The 15489-nt window shown below is 59.7% G+C and carries 17 protein-coding genes; 9 read left to right on the forward strand and 8 right to left on the reverse strand.

All coding sequences use genetic code 11. The features are described 5' to 3' along the window. Positions 1 to 235 precede the first annotated feature (235 nt). Positions 236 to 1147 carry a hypothetical protein gene (locus GA829_RS16565; protein ID WP_210337670.1) on the reverse strand — a complete coding sequence of 304 codons (912 nt, stop codon included), beginning with the start codon at positions 1145 to 1147 and terminating at the stop codon, positions 236 to 238. A gap of 147 nt (positions 1148 to 1294) precedes the next feature. Between GA829_RS16565 and GA829_RS16570 the strand changes: the two genes are divergently transcribed. Continuing rightward, positions 1295 to 1765 carry a GNAT family N-acetyltransferase gene (locus GA829_RS16570; protein WP_195173797.1) on the forward strand — a complete coding sequence of 157 codons (471 nt, stop codon included), beginning with the start codon at positions 1295 to 1297 and terminating at the stop codon, positions 1763 to 1765. Positions 1766 to 1970: 205 nt separating this feature from the next. On the opposite strand, the gene GA829_RS16575 is transcribed toward GA829_RS16570, so the two are convergent. After that, the gene (locus GA829_RS16575) at positions 1971 to 2678 is read right to left on the reverse strand and encodes a hypothetical protein (RefSeq protein WP_195173798.1); all 708 of its coding nucleotides are present in this window, start codon (positions 2676 to 2678) and stop codon (positions 1971 to 1973) included. A 55-nt stretch (positions 2679 to 2733) separates the two neighbouring features. Continuing rightward, complete coding sequence (locus tag GA829_RS16580) at positions 2734 to 3315, reverse strand: DUF4337 family protein (protein WP_195173799.1); 582 nt, start codon at positions 3313 to 3315, stop codon at positions 2734 to 2736. 151 nt (positions 3316 to 3466) lie between these two features. On the opposite strand from GA829_RS16580, the gene GA829_RS16585 reads away from it, so the two are divergent. The 3 genes from GA829_RS16585 to GA829_RS16595 all read left to right on the forward strand — a co-directional run bounded on the left by GA829_RS16585 (position 3467) and on the right by GA829_RS16595 (position 7047). Beyond that, positions 3467 to 5047 (forward strand): glycosyltransferase family 39 protein, encoded by a 1581-nt coding sequence (locus GA829_RS16585; protein ID WP_258051625.1) that lies wholly within the window; start codon positions 3467 to 3469, stop codon positions 5045 to 5047. A gap of 119 nt (positions 5048 to 5166) precedes the next feature. Next, complete coding sequence (msrA, locus tag GA829_RS16590; protein ID WP_195173800.1) at positions 5167 to 5685, forward strand: peptide-methionine (S)-S-oxide reductase MsrA; 519 nt, start codon at positions 5167 to 5169, stop codon at positions 5683 to 5685. 447 nt (positions 5686 to 6132) lie between these two features. Next, positions 6133 to 7047 carry a formyltransferase family protein gene (locus tag GA829_RS16595; protein ID WP_195173801.1) on the forward strand — a complete coding sequence of 305 codons (915 nt, stop codon included), beginning with the start codon at positions 6133 to 6135 and terminating at the stop codon, positions 7045 to 7047. Positions 7048 to 7074: 27 nt separating this feature from the next. On the opposite strand, the gene GA829_RS16600 is transcribed toward GA829_RS16595, so the two are convergent. From GA829_RS16600 to GA829_RS16610, 3 genes are all read right to left on the reverse strand, one after another. Further along, entirely contained in the window at positions 7075 to 7761 is a 687-nt protein-coding gene (locus GA829_RS16600; protein WP_258051626.1) for a cytochrome c, read from the reverse strand. A gap of 78 nt (positions 7762 to 7839) precedes the next feature. After that, the gene (locus tag GA829_RS16605) at positions 7840 to 8628 is read right to left on the reverse strand and encodes a hypothetical protein (RefSeq protein ID WP_195173802.1); all 789 of its coding nucleotides are present in this window, start codon (positions 8626 to 8628) and stop codon (positions 7840 to 7842) included. Positions 8629 to 8650: 22 nt separating this feature from the next. Then, on the reverse strand, positions 8651 to 11413 hold the full coding sequence (locus GA829_RS16610) for a tetratricopeptide repeat protein (RefSeq protein ID WP_195173803.1): 2763 nt from the start codon (positions 11411 to 11413) through the stop codon (positions 8651 to 8653). 1 nt (position 11414) lies between these two features. Between GA829_RS16610 and GA829_RS16615 the strand changes: the two genes are divergently transcribed. The 3 genes from GA829_RS16615 to GA829_RS16625 all read left to right on the forward strand — a co-directional run bounded on the left by GA829_RS16615 (position 11415) and on the right by GA829_RS16625 (position 13056). Continuing rightward, positions 11415 to 11636, forward strand: coding sequence for a hypothetical protein (locus tag GA829_RS16615; RefSeq protein WP_195173804.1), 222 nt, complete (start codon positions 11415 to 11417; stop codon positions 11634 to 11636). Positions 11637 to 12110: 474 nt separating this feature from the next. Then, positions 12111 to 12644: a hypothetical protein gene (locus GA829_RS16620; RefSeq protein ID WP_374940354.1), complete on the forward strand. Its 534-nt coding sequence runs from the start codon at positions 12111 to 12113 to the stop codon at positions 12642 to 12644. Positions 12645 to 12891: 247 nt separating this feature from the next. Then, on the forward strand, positions 12892 to 13056 hold the full coding sequence (locus GA829_RS16625; RefSeq protein WP_195173806.1) for a DUF3309 family protein: 165 nt from the start codon (positions 12892 to 12894) through the stop codon (positions 13054 to 13056). Positions 13057 to 13503: 447 nt separating this feature from the next. On the opposite strand, the gene GA829_RS16630 is transcribed toward GA829_RS16625, so the two are convergent. Then, a complete protein-coding gene (locus GA829_RS16630; protein ID WP_195179693.1) occupies positions 13504 to 13797 on the reverse strand; it encodes a hypothetical protein in 294 nt (97 codons plus the stop codon). A 225-nt stretch (positions 13798 to 14022) separates the two neighbouring features. Next, complete coding sequence (locus GA829_RS16635) at positions 14023 to 14280, reverse strand: hypothetical protein (protein ID WP_195173807.1); 258 nt, start codon at positions 14278 to 14280, stop codon at positions 14023 to 14025. A gap of 85 nt (positions 14281 to 14365) precedes the next feature. Between GA829_RS16635 and GA829_RS16640 the strand changes: the two genes are divergently transcribed. Both GA829_RS16640 and GA829_RS16645 read left to right on the forward strand, forming a co-directional pair. Next, positions 14366 to 14635: a DUF982 domain-containing protein gene (locus GA829_RS16640; protein ID WP_195173808.1), complete on the forward strand. Its 270-nt coding sequence runs from the start codon at positions 14366 to 14368 to the stop codon at positions 14633 to 14635. Between the two features lie 128 nt (positions 14636 to 14763). After that, positions 14764 to 15489 (forward strand): GntR family transcriptional regulator, encoded by a 726-nt coding sequence (locus tag GA829_RS16645; RefSeq protein ID WP_195173809.1) that lies wholly within the window; start codon positions 14764 to 14766, stop codon positions 15487 to 15489.

Genomic DNA, 15489 nt, shown 5'->3' on the forward strand with positions numbered 1-15489 from the left:
TTGAAAACAATGCGCTACGTCGGCATCTCGACCCACCAAGGCACTCCATGACCCGTCACGTCACCTTCATGACCATCGACGACGCGGAGCATTACTCGCCGCAGGAGCGCGCCGAGATTATCGCCGCCTCTCCGACATCGTGTTCGAGGTGCTGGTGCGGCGCTTCAGGTCGGCGCCGGAGGAATGACTGTGTGCCGGCAAAACTGGCGACGCGTTTGTCTGACGGGGAGGATAGCTAAGCCAGCGGCCACAACCGACGCCAGGCTCTCTTGATGCCGCTTTTGGGAATGTTGCGGTGTCTATAGCTCTGGCTGCCATAAGTCAGGCGCTTCAGATCATGGTTGCGCATATACGCGTCGACGCGTTTTTCGAAAAGCTCGTCGGCATAATCCGGATAGCGTTCTGAAGCTGCGTTGTGCTCATTGTAGATCGGCGCGCGAAAGACAGATGTCTTTGCCAGATAACACTGATCGGAGAAGCCGTAACCGATGAAGAATTCACCCTGCCGATCGAAACTCTCGGCTCTTGCTGCTCTAGCTCGTTTGTTCCAACACAGGTTGGCGACTACGAAATCGCTTCTGCTTTCCATAAGTTCGATCGCGGATGCCACCCACTGGTGACGACGCCTCGGATATGAGTCGCTGGCGAAATGAAGTAGGTAATCAGCAGTGCTGGCATGGAGGCCAACCAGTTCGCTGATCGAGTAGAGATAGCCGCGGCCGAAGGATGATTTTTCAATCTGGAAAAACTCTAGGGCCGCCGCCGCGCGATCCTCCGCGAACAGGTACTCGTCAAGGTCGCCGCGGGCGATTGCCGCCTTTGCGGCCGCTTCGACGGGCCCGCGTGCCTTTACATTGTTAACAATCAGCCGGCGCCTGGAGAAATCATGGGCGCAGCGATCCACGACGGTTCGCAGATATCCCTTGCCGAGAACGATCTCCCAATCGTTGTCGTAACATTTGGTTTCGAAGTCGACAGTTGGGACCATCTCTGTCCTCGCGCACTTGCTCCGCTCGGCGGGGCTTTTTCCATTTGTGGAACTAAACCATGCCTTGTGCGTATTGCTAGTGGTGGTCGCAACCCCTAGCCGTGTTTCGAACACCAAAGAGCCCGCTGCCTTTCCCTCAAAGGTGGCGGGCTTCGCCATATTGGCTCTGGTCGCCGATTTTTGGCTGAGGTCTCATGCCATGCTCGGTCCTCTGGGTCGTGTGTGTTTGGCTTGTGGCCGTTCCTTGCGATATCCTGGCGCTCAAGATCGTAACCGTCGATCGCCACAGGATTCCCGGACTTGTCTATGCATATTGAGAAATACGATGCAGACCGCGACGTGTTATTACCGCTGTTTGCGCTTGCCGACGACTCCAGCGCGCAGATTTCGAGCTACTTTCGCCTGGGTGAGGTGTTGGTGGCTTGTGAGGGCGGCCTGATCCTTGGCCATGTGCAGATATTCGAGACGGGTGACGCTGGCGTGTTCGAACTCAAGAGCATGGCGGTTCGCGAGGAACGGCAAGGTGAGGGGCTGGGCCGTGCTCTCGTGGCGGCCGCGGTCAGCCGCTGTCGCGAGGGCAACGGGAGGCGCCTGATCGTGTCCACTGCCACCGCCGATATAGGCAATCTGCGTTTCTACCAGAGGCAGGGTTTTCGGATGTACCGCATTGTCCAGGATGCATTCGTGCCGTCGACCGGCTATCCCGAGGAGGCGCTCGTGGACGGCATACCGCTGCGCGACCAGGTCTTCTTCGAACGCGATCTCACGTTGGATTGACGGCCAACGACCGGCATCCGTGTCAATCTGCTCGGCGGTTGCAAGCTTGGCAAGCGCCGCTGAGACAACGGAAACTTCCACAATGATCAAACAGCCCGCTCCGGTTCGACGGGCGGGTTATTTTTCGTTTCCGAGTGCTGGGCGCGTCAGGCCGGTGTGTAGTGCATGTCGCGCCCTAGGCCGCTGCGCTTCTCGACGACCTCTCCTACGCCAGAATGTTGACCGCGCGCGCCGCGACAAGGGCGACAGTCAGCAGCGAAATCATCGACTCGGCCATCATCAGCAGCTTGGCGCGCTGGCTGAGCGGCAGCGTATCGGTCGGGGAAAAGGCTGTCGCATTGGTGAAGGCGAGGAAGACATAGTCAACAAAACCGGGCAGCCAGTCGCGTAGCTCGCGGTCGTTCAGCGTCATTTGAGGAAAGAGGAAATCCGCCTGTGCGAGCTTGACCAGACCGCAGGTTGGCGGCCCGCCTCGGTCCGTGCTCCAGAACCACAAAGCGAAGACAATGACGTTGGTGATCCAGATGTTGAGGGCGTCAATGAGCAGCGTCGTGCCGTTGTTGCCGGCATGACCTTCCAGCAACGCACGAACCAGCAGAACCAGCGAACCGCAATTCATGACGCTGATGACGGCGGTCATGGTCAGGGCTGTCCTGCGGATCATGACGCGAAACTGGCCGATCGCGTGCCACTCGTGATCCTCGACCGCCTTTCGGGTGGCGGCCTGTGTCCAGGCCGTTGCCACTGACAGCGGCAGCAGCAAGGCGGCTTCCAGTGCCGGCGCCAGCCAGCGCGGACCAAAAGAGAGATCGTTGATGACCAGCAGCTGCAGGCAGATGATGACCAGTACCGACGCGCGCGCTAGCCAGAAATCCAGGGCACGGTAGTGGATGACGGCATGCTTATGGCGCATTGTAAGTCCTGGGGCTTGTTGGTGAAATGGTTTGGAGCGCGGGTGGCGGATTCCGTCAGACGTAGGCAACACCAGCGGCTACGACGCCCAATGCGCCAAGTACCAGCGAGCCGATCCATGGCCAGCGCCTGCCGTGCGTTATGATGGACAGAGTGGCGACAGCGATCGAGATGTGCAGCAGTGTGACAGCGAATGTCAGGACGTGGTGGCGATGCTCGCGCACCGTGCTGTCATCGAGCTTGTCGTTGACCTGCTTTTCAAGATTGATTGCCTTGGCCTGTATCGCGGTGCTGTCGGCATCGTTGCGGTTCGCCTCGGCTTGAAATCGGTCCGCCGCAGCCCCGCCCATCGCTGCTGCGATCTCATAGCTGTTTTTCTTGATGCTTTTTGCCTCGAAGAAGCTCCACTGGTCGCTTGCCTTATTCTGCAAATAGGCAGCTTCGCTCTTGTCATTGATCGTCTCGGCGGTTTCCAGCGATTCGAAGCTGCCCACCGTTGCCGCTAGAACGGCAAGCACGGCTATGGTCACCGATACAGTGGTCAGAAATGAACTGCCTTCATGCGCGGCGCGCTCGGCATGCTCGGCGTTCTCGAGATGCTCGGCGTTCTCGAGATGCTCCTGGGTGGCGTCTTCCATTCCTGTTCTGCTTGCTATGAGGGGAGGGGTAGCATAAGGGCGCAAAATACCGCCTCAATCTTGGTCTTGCTGTGGTCGCGTAAGTATACATTTTCGTAAGCTTTGTGTTCTGGGCTATCCGGAAAACCGTCCGGTGTGATTTATCCGCCGCATGACGCAAATCGACGAATCCATGGACAGCTGGCGGCCAGCCGGCGCGCCAATTCAAGGCGGCGGGCATCAATCGTCGGTCTGGTCGGCTCTGGTCCGCCATCCGGAATTGGCTCTCACGCTTTTGTGCCTGACGCAGATCCTGTGCTGGACCATCATGCCGGCGCTCGTCACCTCGGCGCCGCCGGGTGACGTCGTCGAAGGCTTCATGTGGGGGCGCGAATGGGTGCTGCTGACCTACAAGCACCCGCAGCTTCCGGCATGGCTGCTTGAAACCAGCCATCTACTCACCGGCTCTTTCCGTTGGCCGCAATACCTGCTCGCGCAGCTTGTCGTCTCGTCGACGTTCGTGTTCGTCTACCTGCTGGGCCGCGACATGGTGGGGCGGACACGCGCGCTGGCTGCCGTGCTCTTGATGCCCTCGATCTATTTCTTCGGTTGGCCAACCCCGCAATTCAACCACGACTTCGCGCAGATGCCGTTCTGGGCCGCCATTTCATGGCTTTTGTGGCGCGCAACGCGTGGTAATGGAGCGCTCTGGTGGGTTGCATTGGGACTTGTGTCCGGCGTCGGACTCTACGCCAAGTTCTCCACCGGGCTGCTGCTTGTGTTCGGCGCGCTTTGGCTGTTGTGCGATGCCCGCGCGCGCAGCCGGCTCGCAACGCCGTGGCCCTGGCTTGGGTTCGCGGTTTTCCTCGGCGTCGCGGCGCCGCTCGTGATGGAACTCTTCCGCATCGATTTCCTGCCGCTGACCTACGTCGCCGGTCGCGACGGCTGGGTGCTCGCTCATCGCGCCCGCCTTTATTATATCGGTGTGCAACTGGCCGGGCTCGCGGGCTTCCTTGCCGTTCTCGCCATATCGGGGCTGCTGCGGCGCCCGTCACCAGACGAGCCCGTATCGCAGGAGGCGCCCGTCGAGCCGCGGGCGTTCACCTATCTCCTATGGATGGGGTTGGGGCCGGCGGGCCTTGTGATGGTGGCCTCGCTGTTCACCGGTGCGGGCGAGGCGTGGGGGGCGCCGATGTACAATCTCATAGGCCTTGTGGCCGTTGCCGGTCTTGGGAAGAGGCTGGGCGTTTCCGAGATGCGCAGGCTGGCGATCTGCGCGGCGGTTTGCATTGTCGGCATGTCCAGTGCATACGCGGCAATCCGGTCGGCAAGCTGCAATGTGTTCGGGCATATGGTGTCGGTCTGCTGGCCGGCGCAATTGATGTCCGAGCAAGCGGAAACCGTTTGGCATGAGAACGTCAAGGGCCCACTGGGCATCGTCGGCGGCGATAGTGGCCTGGCCATGCTTGCCGGCCTGAATGCTTATGACAAGCCGTCGATCTTTACTGGTCTCGACATGCGCTTTGCTCCCTGGATCACGCCGAAGCGGCTCCAGGAGCAAGGCATGCTCCTGGTCTGGCAAGGCAGCGAAGAGCCGCCACGGCGCCTCGTACCCTGGATCAAGACGTTTCCGGTCAAGACCGTTCTGCTCGACTGGTCACGCCAGGCGCCGCCGCTGGCGATCAATTTCGTCGTCATACCACCGGGAACAAGCGACCTGCCAAGTGGTCCGCCTGCCGAGCCCGAGGAGTAGGACTGGCGCAACTGACCGTCGGCCTTGGGCGCCGCGCCTTCACCTCGCGTGTGATTGACTGGACGAAAGCCGTGACAATGCCCACTTATGGAGAAATCCAAAAAAGAGGAGACGTGACCATGGCGACTTCGACCGAACGCGCAGTCCTTGCGGGAGGCTGCTTCTGGGGCATGCAGGATCTGATACGACGCTATCCCGGCGTGACGTCGACGCGCGTTGGCTACAGCGGCGGCGATGTGCCCAATGCAACCTACCGCAACCATGGCAACCATGCCGAAGCCATCGAGATCAATTTCGATCCAGCAGTGATCGGTTATCGCACACTGCTGGAACGCTTTTTCCAGATCCACGATCCGACGACCCGCAACCGCCAGGGCAATGATGTCGGCATGAGCTATCGCTCGGCGATCTACTACACCAGCGATGAACAGAAGCGCGTCGCGGAAGACACCATCGCCGATGTGGATGCCTCCGGCCTTTGGCCAGGCAAGGTCGCGACCGAAGTCGCTCCGGTCGGCCCTTTCTGGGAGGCCGAGCCCGAGCACCAGGATTATCTTGAGAAATACCCCAACGGCTACACCTGCCATTTCGTCAGGCCGGGCTGGAAACTGCCGGTTCGCGAGAAGGCCGTTTCCTGAGATTGACGAGCCGGATCGGGGCCTCGGCCCCGATCCAATCCTGCCGCAACCTCCGCCATACGCCGTCGCCGGGCCAATCCGGCTGATGGTTGACAGCTTGTCCCATCGCTGGCCAACTGCCGATGCTGATTTGATCCTAGGAGGTGTGCATGAAGAAAGTTTATGAAAAGCCCGCTCTGGTGAGGCGTCAGCGGCTTTTGGCCATTACCGCAACAGCGCCGCTTTCTTCAAAGCCGGCGGTCTGATCGGTACCGCTCAAACTGTTGCTGCCCGGCTGGGCCTTTGAAACTACCTGGATGGTGTTCGTGAACGGTCTCGGGGAAGGCCTGCTTTCGCCGGACACTGGAAGTCTGGATGCGATTGAACCCGTTGCCTGGGCAAGGCCCGGTCTCCGCAATCTTTGTGCTGGGCATCTCCAGATATAACGGGCCGATGCTCGCGGGATAGGTGGAAGCGGGAAACCATATCGCCGCGATCGTGGTGCCAGGGTTGCGGAAGCACACACACTTCAGCATCAGCAATTTCCGCAGGAGACGTAAGCGCCAGCGTTTGCTCGCGCACTATGTCGGCAACACGCAGGTAAGGCTGATAGAATTTGGCCGGCCTTACGATTGGGACATGCTCGGCAAGCAGTTGTCGGGTGCCAAAGCCGACGTGCTGATCTGTTACGCCTTTCCCAACCGGATCCCGCAAAGCTTGCTTGACGCCTTTCCAAGGGGCGGCCTCAATCTTCATCCCGCGCTATTGCCCTATTATCGTGGCCCGCATCCGTTTCATCGCCTCGTGGCTGATGGCCAGCAAGCTGTGCACGGCGGGGTGACGTTGCACAGGATGACGGCTGGATTTGATGAAGGCGACATTCTCGCACAGGTGCCGTTTTGCGCGGGGGACTGGCACTCGCTGGGAAGCCTGACCAATGCGGCGGCAACGTCAATGCGGATGCTGGCAAGCGAGGCGGTGCCGGCCTATTGCAGGGGCGCGTTAACTGGATTGCCACAGCCTGCTGGTGACTTTGGCTGGGCGCGGCTCGAGCCCAGACATCTGATGATTTCGCAGGCGCTGACGAGGGAGCATGCCGACCGCATGTGGCAGGTGCTCGGCCTGCATCCAGGGATTTACGTGGATGTCGCCGGTCAAAATGTCCGGCTTGCATTCCAGATCCGAAGACTGGGACCGCCAACCGGAAAGGCGGCCGCCAAACGTTGGGGAACCGTGGCATTGGATCTTGCCGACGGTCGAGTGCTGTACTTTACCTACAGCCGTCTGCTCAAACGACTCGTGAATTTTCGCCGCCTGTTCGCGCGGACCCCCATCCCAAGACCGCGCCCCGCGATACAGCTGTTCGGCAAGGTAGAGGGCTGAACGGATGGGCCGGGTACGGCCCATCCGTCACGGTGCCTTCTCGCGGAATTTCGCGTGGCAGCTGGTGCAGTCCTGGAGGATCAGGTGAACGAGATGCTCGGCAGCCAGGGCGGACGGATCGGCATGCTCAGCAGCGCCAGACCGCTTGCCCAGCAAGCTGCCGCCGCCCATCGCCATCCCCGGTCCCATCCTCATGGCCTTTGGGATGCCATCCGCCGGTGCTCCGTCTGCTTGCCGCGACAAAGCGCTCGCGAGCGATGCGATGTGGTCGGCCAGCGCGTTGAATTCCTCGCGCGACTGGCCAATTTCGAGCTTTGCCGCCGAAGGCTGCCCCAGTGTCTCGTTCGGGAATTCCGCAGCCAGGGCACTGGTGTAAAGAGGAACCTTCCCGGCCGCCTGCTTGAACGCCTGTACGTCGTAAGCCACCTTTCCACCAAACATCCCGGCGATCGTCTTGACGGAAGCGGCCATCTCTTTCATCGAGGCCTGGCGCCGCTCGACGACGCCCTTGTCGGGAAGCACGGCAGCCATGGTTGCCCCGCAGGCCACAAGCAGGCTCAGGCATATCGAAATACGGTTCATGGCATCATGCCTTCGAATCCAGCGGTGGTCCCACGCGGACATGGTTCTTGCTGCGCGACGCCGCGCTGCCTCCGGCATCTTGTGCGATGCCGGACGCCCGGTAGTGCCCAGCGACCTGATTTCAAAATCCATTCTAGCGATAGCCATATGGGCCAAAGCTTGTCGCTTTTCCTATGAAATCGGATCTGGCCAACAAAACAAAAGCCAGTTCTAGTTTCGGGCGATCTCATAGAGCAGGGCGGTTTTGACATGCCGACCCGGTTCTCCCCGCATTGACAACGCTGCGGCATAGAATTTCGAAAGCGCCGGGCATAGGCCCTCATACGCCTGGTTGGCGGTGCCGATTGCTTCCATGTCGGCCTGTGTCCCCCCGGCAGCGACAAAAGCGCTGGCGGCCATCGACCAATCCTCGTCGCTGGCGGGAGCCGCCGCCAGGCCGCTACGCCTTGCTGCTCCATAGGCGCGGATCAAGGTCGCGCCGATAGCATCCATATCCATCATCTGCTCATGAGCAGGCGCGCTCAGGGCGCCCGGCCCGTTTTTGAGATAGCCGTTGCAGGTCGTGGGAGATTCCCGTGCCATGACGTGGTTGAGCATGTCGAGTTGGGCGCGGAGCGCTTCCGAGGCATCGCTGTCTGGGGTCGAGGGCAGCACCGAGGCATATTTGTGCCTAAGATCGGCCACCGCTGTCCTGCTCACCTCGCGCACCTGATTCACGCTTCCTTCCGCTCTGGCCACGGCCGTGATCTTCTGGACAATTTCGTCATAGTCTTCAGGAAATTCCTGCTTGATTGCCAGGAAGATCTTGAATTCCTGGCTCAGCAATTGGTCGCTGACCTGAGCCGTCGTCAGTGTGCGCGGCGTTGCGGCCGGCGTACCCATGGCCGTTTCATAGAGATATTTGCCGCCCGCGAGGCCGAGCGTCCAAGGTAGCGCCTTCACCAAAACGAACGACACAATGGCAACGGCGGCCACACCCGCACCTTTCCAATTCACCATAAGGGGTCTCCTTGCAAACTACCTATTTCGCGCCGAGGCCAAGCGCCTTGTCGCGGTCGGCCTGTGCTCGCTTGCGGTTGCCCTTTGCCTCCCAAGCCAGGCTTCGGGCGCTATAAGCATCGGTATATTTCGGATTGAGGCTGATCGCTTTGTCGAAATCGGCAATGGCGGTTTTGTATTTCTTCTTTTTGTGCCAGCAGAAACCACGGTTGTAATAGGCCTCTGCATCGGTGGGACGCAGGCTGACCGCTTTGTTGGAGTCCGCGAGGATGCGGTCGCAATCGTGTTTGGCGGCCCAGCCACGGCTGCGTAGCACATAGGCATCCGCATTGTCGGGCTGCAAGGCGATGATCGTGGTCAGATCCGCAATGCCCCGGTCGATGTCGCCTTTCTGCCACCAGATGGCGGAGCGATAGAAATAAGTATCGATGAATTCGGGGCTGAGTTCGATCGCCTTGTCATAGTCTTCCATGGCTTTGTCGTGGTCTCCTTTCAGAGCCCGGGAAAAGCCACGCAGAGTGTAGGCCGGGCCGTAGGTGGGGTCCGCCATGATTGCCAGATCGTACTGTGCGATGGCCCGGTCGAAGTCGTTTTGAGAACGCCAGATCGTGCCTTGTTCTATTGCTTGCCTGGCGACGGAACTCAGGATCCGGGCGCCATTTTTCGCGGCCGATGATTTCGCCCTCGCGGCCACTGCGAGTTCCCGGCTCTTCTGGACGATCGCCAGGTTTGGATCGAGCCTGATCGCCTTGTCGAAATCGGCGATGGCGCGATCGTAGTCGCCCTTGGCGAACCAATCGCTTCCACGGCCGAAATAAGCGGGCGCATATTTAGGGTCGATCTCGACCGCGCGATCGTAATCCGCGATTGCGCGACCCAGTTCATTCTTTTTGCCCCAGGCAACCGCGCGGCCCAGGAAGGCGTCGAAATAGGCGGGATAAAGCGCGATCACCTTGCTGTAGTCGGCGATGGCACTATCGTAATCACCAATCTCGACCCGCGACATGCCTCGCCAGACATATGCCGAGGCCCCCTCCGGCTCGAGCGCGATGGCGCGGCCGTATTCGACAATGGCGCTGTCATATTTGCCCTTTTGGTAGAGGGCTTTGCCCCGATCTATGAATGAGTTGACGTTCTTGGGATCCGAGCCAACGGCATCGGCGGCTTTGCTACCCTTGGCCTTCGCCGCGATGACCGCCTTGCGTCCTGCGCGGAACTCGCCATTTTCGGGGTTGAGCCTGATTGCCTTGTCAAAGTCGGCAATAGCGCTGTCATAGCCTTTCTTGTCTGCCCAGGCCAAACCGCGCCCGTAGTAACTGGCAGCGTCTTTCGGATCGATGGTAAGCGCTGTCGTGTAAGCGGCGATTGCGCGCGCGTAGTCGCCCTTCGTATGCCATACCATGCCTTTGCAGAAATAGGCGTCACGGGCGGTGGGATCGAGGCTGGCTGCGCGGCCGCAATCAACGAGAGCTCCGTCGGCATCGCCTTGTGTGGCCTTGGCGATGCCCCGGCTTATATGCGCCCGTATCTGGTCTGGATTGAGCCGGATGACCTGATCGTAATCGGCAATGGCGCGGTCGTAAACGCGCTTGGCTGACCAGGCGTCACCTCGCCTGAGATACGCGAATGGGCTGTCCGGAGCGATCGCAATGGCCTTGTCGTACTCGGTTATGGCACGGTCGTAGTTGCCTCCGTCATACGAGGAATTGCCTCTTGCCACGGCAGCCAGGGCGACCGGGTCGGTGGCATTGGGATCTGGCGGGTCGGTATTGCCGACTTTGGCCTTGGCCGCGATCGCCGACTTACGACGCGCGGCTACTCCGGCAAGGTTGGGATCGAGCTGAATTGCCTGGTCGAAGTCCGCGATAGCGCCGTCGTAGTCAGCCCTCTTCAGCCGAGCGATGCCGCGCAAGTAGTGGGTGATGGCAAAGTTCGGATCGATCTCTATCGCCTTGTCATAGTCAGCGATGGCACGGTCGTCGTCATTCTTCTCGCTCCAAGCCAGGGCGCGGGCGAAATGGTAGTTGGCGTTCGTCGGTTCCAACGCAATGGCGCGGTCATAGTCGACGATGGCGCGGCCGTATTTACCTTGCTGAGCCCAAGCAAGGCCGCGATAGCCATAAGCCTCGGCAATGTCAGGGTCCAAGGCTATGGCGCTGTCGAATTTGGAAATGGCTCTTTTGTATTTGCCCTTGCCATATTGGAGCTTGCCCGCGGCGACAGCGGCCAGGGCGCGTGGGTCGGCGGTCCTGGTTAGCGGGATTGGCGGTGACGGTACTGGCGTGTCATTCGCAATCTCAGCCATCGTCTGGCCGGATGCGTTGGGTGGTTGGTTTCCGCTTGGCGCCGACGGGGAGCTCTCGACGGCCGAGGCCTGCTCGCTACAACTGCCGGCCCGGTTCGCATCAAGATCGATCGCGCGCCGGCAGTCGGCGGCGGCGCCAGCATAATCGCCTTTGAGCGTCTTTGCCCGGCTGCGGCTGAAGAACGCGGCGGCGTTGTTCGGGTCCAGGCTGATCGACCTGTCGAAATCGAGAATCGCACCCTCGACACCATATTTTGACAGCCGCACCATGCCCCGTTCGAACAGCACCTTGGCGGCGTCGGGGCGCCTTTCCACAAGGGCCGGTGCGTTTGGCTGGGCAACATCGCCTGCGACCTGTTGGTTGCAGGCGATGGCCCCTTTCGGGTCGAGCTTGATTGCTTGCCTGCAGTCGGCGGCGGCGGCGCTATCGTAATTGCCGCGCGTGAAATCATCAGCAAGCGCTGGAGTGCTCAGGGCCAAAATGACAGCAAAGCCAGCCAGCCACCGCCGGCAAGGCCAACATTTCGCCAAAACGAACAACCCTGTCGCGGCGGCGGCCAGCCCCGCACCATTCCAACTCGCCATTTACTGGTCCTCCCCCGAAAACCCCGGCCACTTCGATGGCGTTCAGGTTATTGTTCCTTATTTGTTCCAAAATGCAAGCAGGAATTGCAATCTGGTGAACTCGATGGCGGGTTTTTGAAACCGGTGGATTCGCAAGATCCGGCGCATTCGCCCTCATGGAGATGACTGTGGCGGGCTTGGAGCCGCCAATCCGGGTTTGGTGCCGTTCGCATAGGGCGGGTTGGCCTGCCGCCAAAGGAATCGAAGCATTTGTAGAGGCCGGTAGACGAGCCCGTCTCGCTCAATTCTCATAAAAACGATTTTTTTGTACTCTTCGTATGTATATCGATATTTTACTTGAAATATTTGATATATGCAAAGATAAATTCAAGTTTTAATATTATTTTACTTCGCTCATTTCACGATCAAACACCATTAGAATCATTCTGTATTTGGAATTTGAAACTGAGAAACTCTTTCTGACGTTAGTTTATGTGCAATCGGCGATGTGCCGGCTGTCTTAGTGCAACGACAACAGGAGAGTGTTATGGCTTTTACCATCAAAACAGTCGCCAGTATGTTGGCAGGTAGCGCAATAATTTTGACTCTTTCGATGCCCGCTGGCGCCGCCGGCCTTGGTCTTGGCGTCGGTGCTTCGGTCGGTGGCAGTGGCGGCGTCAATGCCGGCGTCGGAGCTTCGGTCGGTGGTAGCGGTGGCGTCAGCGCTGGTGTTGGCGCGTCGGTTGGCGGCAGTGGTGGTGTCAATGCCGGTGCTGGTGCCTCCATCGGCGGGGCCCGGGGCGTGAACGCGGGTGTCGGCGCCAATGTCGGCGGCAGCAATGGTGTCACAGCTGGTCTTGGTGCCAATGTTGGTGGCGGTGGCGGCATTACGGCCGGCCTGGGCGCCAATGTCGGCGGTACTGGCGGCATTGGGGTTGGTGTCGGCGTTGGCGTTGGCGGTGGGATCAACCCGAGCAATCCGTCCAACCCGAGCAATCCGCGGAACCCCAACCTTCCAAGCGTTGTCGCTGACATGTCGGATAGTCAGGTGGCACGGATGAAGAAGCGTTGCGTCGATGTACTCGGCAGTTCCGGGGTCTACGATCGCGACCTGCGTCAGCTGTGTCTGTTGATTGCCCGTCGCTGACGCTGGTCAGGACGCCGCAGGAATGGAAGTGTCAGACCAGCCGTGAGGCTTTGGCCGCACTCTCCTGGCCTCCGGCCAGTCGGAAAGCCCGCCATTTGGCGGGCTTTCTGCATTTCGTCGGCCGGTCGGCTCGCAAACCAGTCACCGCGTGCGGAACGCTAATGCCATTTGAGCGTTCACCTCATCACGGACACCGCGTGGCGATGTTCAAACCAGCGCGAGAGCGCACTAAGGGAGCGGGAAGACCATGGGTCTTGGAACCATACTCATCATCATTCTTGTAATAGCTCTGCTGGGCGGCTTCAGCGGCCTTGGCGGCGGACCGTTCTACGGCACCGGCTATTATGGCGGCGGTGGCCTCGGACTGGTGCTGATCATCATTGTCGTTCTGGTCGTGCTAGGGCGAATTTAGCGATACGAGTGCGCGGAAGACCGTAACCGGATCGTGATGTAGGCACCTTTCTATGTGATCAGACGCGTTTTCGAAATTTGATAATGTGCCATTGGTCCACAAACCCCCTGTGGACCAAAAAGAACGAGGTCCCACCCCGTTCTTTCAAACAGGCCCGCTTCGGCTTAGCCGTGGCGGGCTTTTGCTTTTCACTTATCACATACGAATGACCCTAATGACCTAGCAAGGAGGGAGAACGGTTGTCCGCTCTCGATGGCCGGTTCCTCGGACGTCCTCATAAATCGCTCGAAGAATCCACTCTTCTTGAGGCGGTAGGTTTATGCATTCTGGACGACCGCGACCGCTTGAGGAGATGACGCGTAATCGTCGCTGAACGAAAAAAGGCGAGCACATTGCCCGCCTTTCTCCGATATTCGATTGGCGCATGTGCGCCCAAGTTTTCGCCTGTCAGTTCGCGCCGCCGAGCTGCTTTGTCTTGGCGCAGAAATTGTCGTGCGATTTGCCGATGACATTATCTCCGCAATCCTTGGTCATCGAGGCCCGATCTTCCTCGGTCAGCGCCATCCATGCAGCCTTGAATTCATCGTCCGACTTCATGGTCTTCATGCCGGCGTCGGTAAAGAACGGAGTCATCTTTGCCGGATCGTCGAGCGCCGAAGTTCCGGTGCTGCCGCCCGCTAATGCAGCGCCAGTCATCATTGCAAGCGCCATCGCGCCCATGCTGAGCATCTTGATGTTCATCTGAGTATTCCTCTCTGTGGAGGTCATTGGAATAAACGACCGATAGAATAATGTGCGGCTCGGCAAACAGTTCCTTCCGATTATTCCTGATCAGCATCTCATTTCAGTTTGGAGATCGGTGCCAGGATTTCTGAACGGTCATGTCGAGGCCTGCAGCCTTTTGCTCGGCCCGTTCAGGTGCGGCAGGGCAAACTTAGCTCCGCGCTGCCGGGCGATGTAGTGAATTCACTCCATGTCAGGGAGATCGCCGCTGCTGAAGAGCGTGTTTGGTGGTCCGTAGTCGCCAAGCATCGGGTCCGCATCGCGGCTCCAGGCGATGACGCCGGCATGTTTTGCCGCCAACGCCCTGGCGGTGCGGATGGCACGGTCCTCGCTCTGCTGGTCGGCGGGACCAAAGGCGGGAAACAGTTCGCCATCCTCACCGCGATCAAAGGCGACGACGACGATCAGCTTGGGTCTTTTCTGGTCAATGGTATCGGACATATTGCACCTTTGGCGCGGAACCTATCACATTGCGAGAGGTTGAAGGCCGCGAATCGATGAATACCAACTTCGGGGAGGTGGCATCGTGAAAGATCAGCGTTTCGACGAGCCGGTCCGGGTTGTGCTCGGCCGATCGGGGAACACGATTTTCAATGTCGAGCGGGTTGCCCAAGCCGCCGATATCCTGATCAACCGCTGGCCTGTCGCGACCGGGCAGAAACATATGGCTGCCAGAAAGGCTTGCCTGGCCGTGCTCGAAGGCAGCCGTGAAGCGTGGGTGGCGCGGGCGGCGTTCATCAATGCTGCCATCGAGGCGGACATTCTTGTCGAGCCAAGCAAGGTTCCAAGCCGGTAGCGATCGGGTTTCACAAGGCCTGCCAGCGCCTCCTGCCGCCATTTTCATCTCCATGCACATGCCGTTGACAAGTCTGTCACACCTCGATATTGAACAGGATTATACAGGTATAGTGAACAGGTACCCATATGAAACGGCGCGCGGTTCAACTGTCTCCCGGCACGGGCAAGCCCGAGCAGATCGCCACCGTTCTCGAACATGAAATCCGTTCCGGCGTGCTTGGCTTTGGCGACCGCCTGCAGAGCGAGAACGAGCTCGTCCAGCGCTTTTCCGTCAGCCGCAATACGGTCCGCAAGGGCCTCGAAGAACTGTCCAGCCGCGGATTGATCACCACTAAGGTCGGCATCGGCTCTTTCGTCACCTTCGATGGCAAGCCTGTCGACGATGCCATTGGCTGGTCGCGGGCACTGGCCAATGCCGGCGCGAATGCCGAGACCCGAACACTGCGGCTCGAGGTGATCGAGGATGCGGATCTTGCCGCGCTGCTTGGCATCGAAAGCCCGTTTTTCATTGCTGTTGACCGCGTGCGCACCAATGCCAGCGATGGCCATGCAATCTCGATCGAACGCAGCCGGCTGCCCCTGTCGCCGGAACTTGAGGATGTGCCTTTGCGCGGTCTGCGCGAAGGTTCGTTGCACCAGACGTTGCGTGCCGCCGGTCTGGTCCCCGACCATGGCGAGGAATGGGTCGGGATCGAAATGCTGAACGCCGAGGACGCTGCCATTCTCGGTTGTCCGTTGGGAGCGCCGTTCCTGCGCGGGCGCCGATTGACCCGCGCCGCGGACGAACGGCCGATCGAATATGTCACCAGCCTGCTCAACCCCGCGCATTTCGCGCTGCATATGAGGTTCTGA

Origin of the sequence: Mesorhizobium sp. INR15, from assembly GCF_015500075.1 — a bacterium.
Lineage (GTDB): Bacteria > Pseudomonadota > Alphaproteobacteria > Rhizobiales > Rhizobiaceae > Mesorhizobium.

Excerpts from the sequence above, each read along its gene's own strand:
- GA829_RS16645 (WP_195173809.1), top strand. The coding sequence starts at position 14,764 with ATGAAACGGCGCGCGGTTCAACTGTCTCCCGGCACGGGCAAGCCCGAG.
- GA829_RS16605 (WP_195173802.1), bottom strand. The coding sequence starts at position 8,628 with ATGGTGAATTGGAAAGGTGCGGGTGTGGCCGCCGTTGCCATTGTGTCG.
- GA829_RS16600 (WP_258051626.1), bottom strand. The coding sequence starts at position 7,761 with ATGGATTTTGAAATCAGGTCGCTGGGCACTACCGGGCGTCCGGCATCG.
- GA829_RS16575 (WP_195173798.1), bottom strand. The coding sequence starts at position 2,678 with ATGCGCCATAAGCATGCCGTCATCCACTACCGTGCCCTGGATTTCTGG.
- GA829_RS16585 (WP_258051625.1), top strand. The coding sequence starts at position 3,467 with ATGACGCAAATCGACGAATCCATGGACAGCTGGCGGCCAGCCGGCGCG.
- GA829_RS16630 (WP_195179693.1), bottom strand. The coding sequence starts at position 13,797 with ATGAACATCAAGATGCTCAGCATGGGCGCGATGGCGCTTGCAATGATG.
- GA829_RS16620 (WP_374940354.1), top strand. The coding sequence starts at position 12,111 with ATGCCCGCTGGCGCCGCCGGCCTTGGTCTTGGCGTCGGTGCTTCGGTC.
- GA829_RS16565 (WP_210337670.1), bottom strand. The coding sequence starts at position 1,147 with ATGGCGAAGCCCGCCACCTTTGAGGGAAAGGCAGCGGGCTCTTTGGTG.
- GA829_RS16635 (WP_195173807.1), bottom strand. The coding sequence starts at position 14,280 with ATGTCCGATACCATTGACCAGAAAAGACCCAAGCTGATCGTCGTCGTC.
- GA829_RS16570 (WP_195173797.1), top strand. The coding sequence starts at position 1,295 with ATGCATATTGAGAAATACGATGCAGACCGCGACGTGTTATTACCGCTG.
- GA829_RS16615 (WP_195173804.1), top strand. The coding sequence starts at position 11,415 with ATGACAGCAAAGCCAGCCAGCCACCGCCGGCAAGGCCAACATTTCGCC.
- GA829_RS16580 (WP_195173799.1), bottom strand. The coding sequence starts at position 3,315 with ATGGAAGACGCCACCCAGGAGCATCTCGAGAACGCCGAGCATCTCGAG.
- msrA (WP_195173800.1), top strand. The coding sequence starts at position 5,167 with ATGGCGACTTCGACCGAACGCGCAGTCCTTGCGGGAGGCTGCTTCTGG.
- GA829_RS16625 (WP_195173806.1), top strand. The coding sequence starts at position 12,892 with ATGGGTCTTGGAACCATACTCATCATCATTCTTGTAATAGCTCTGCTG.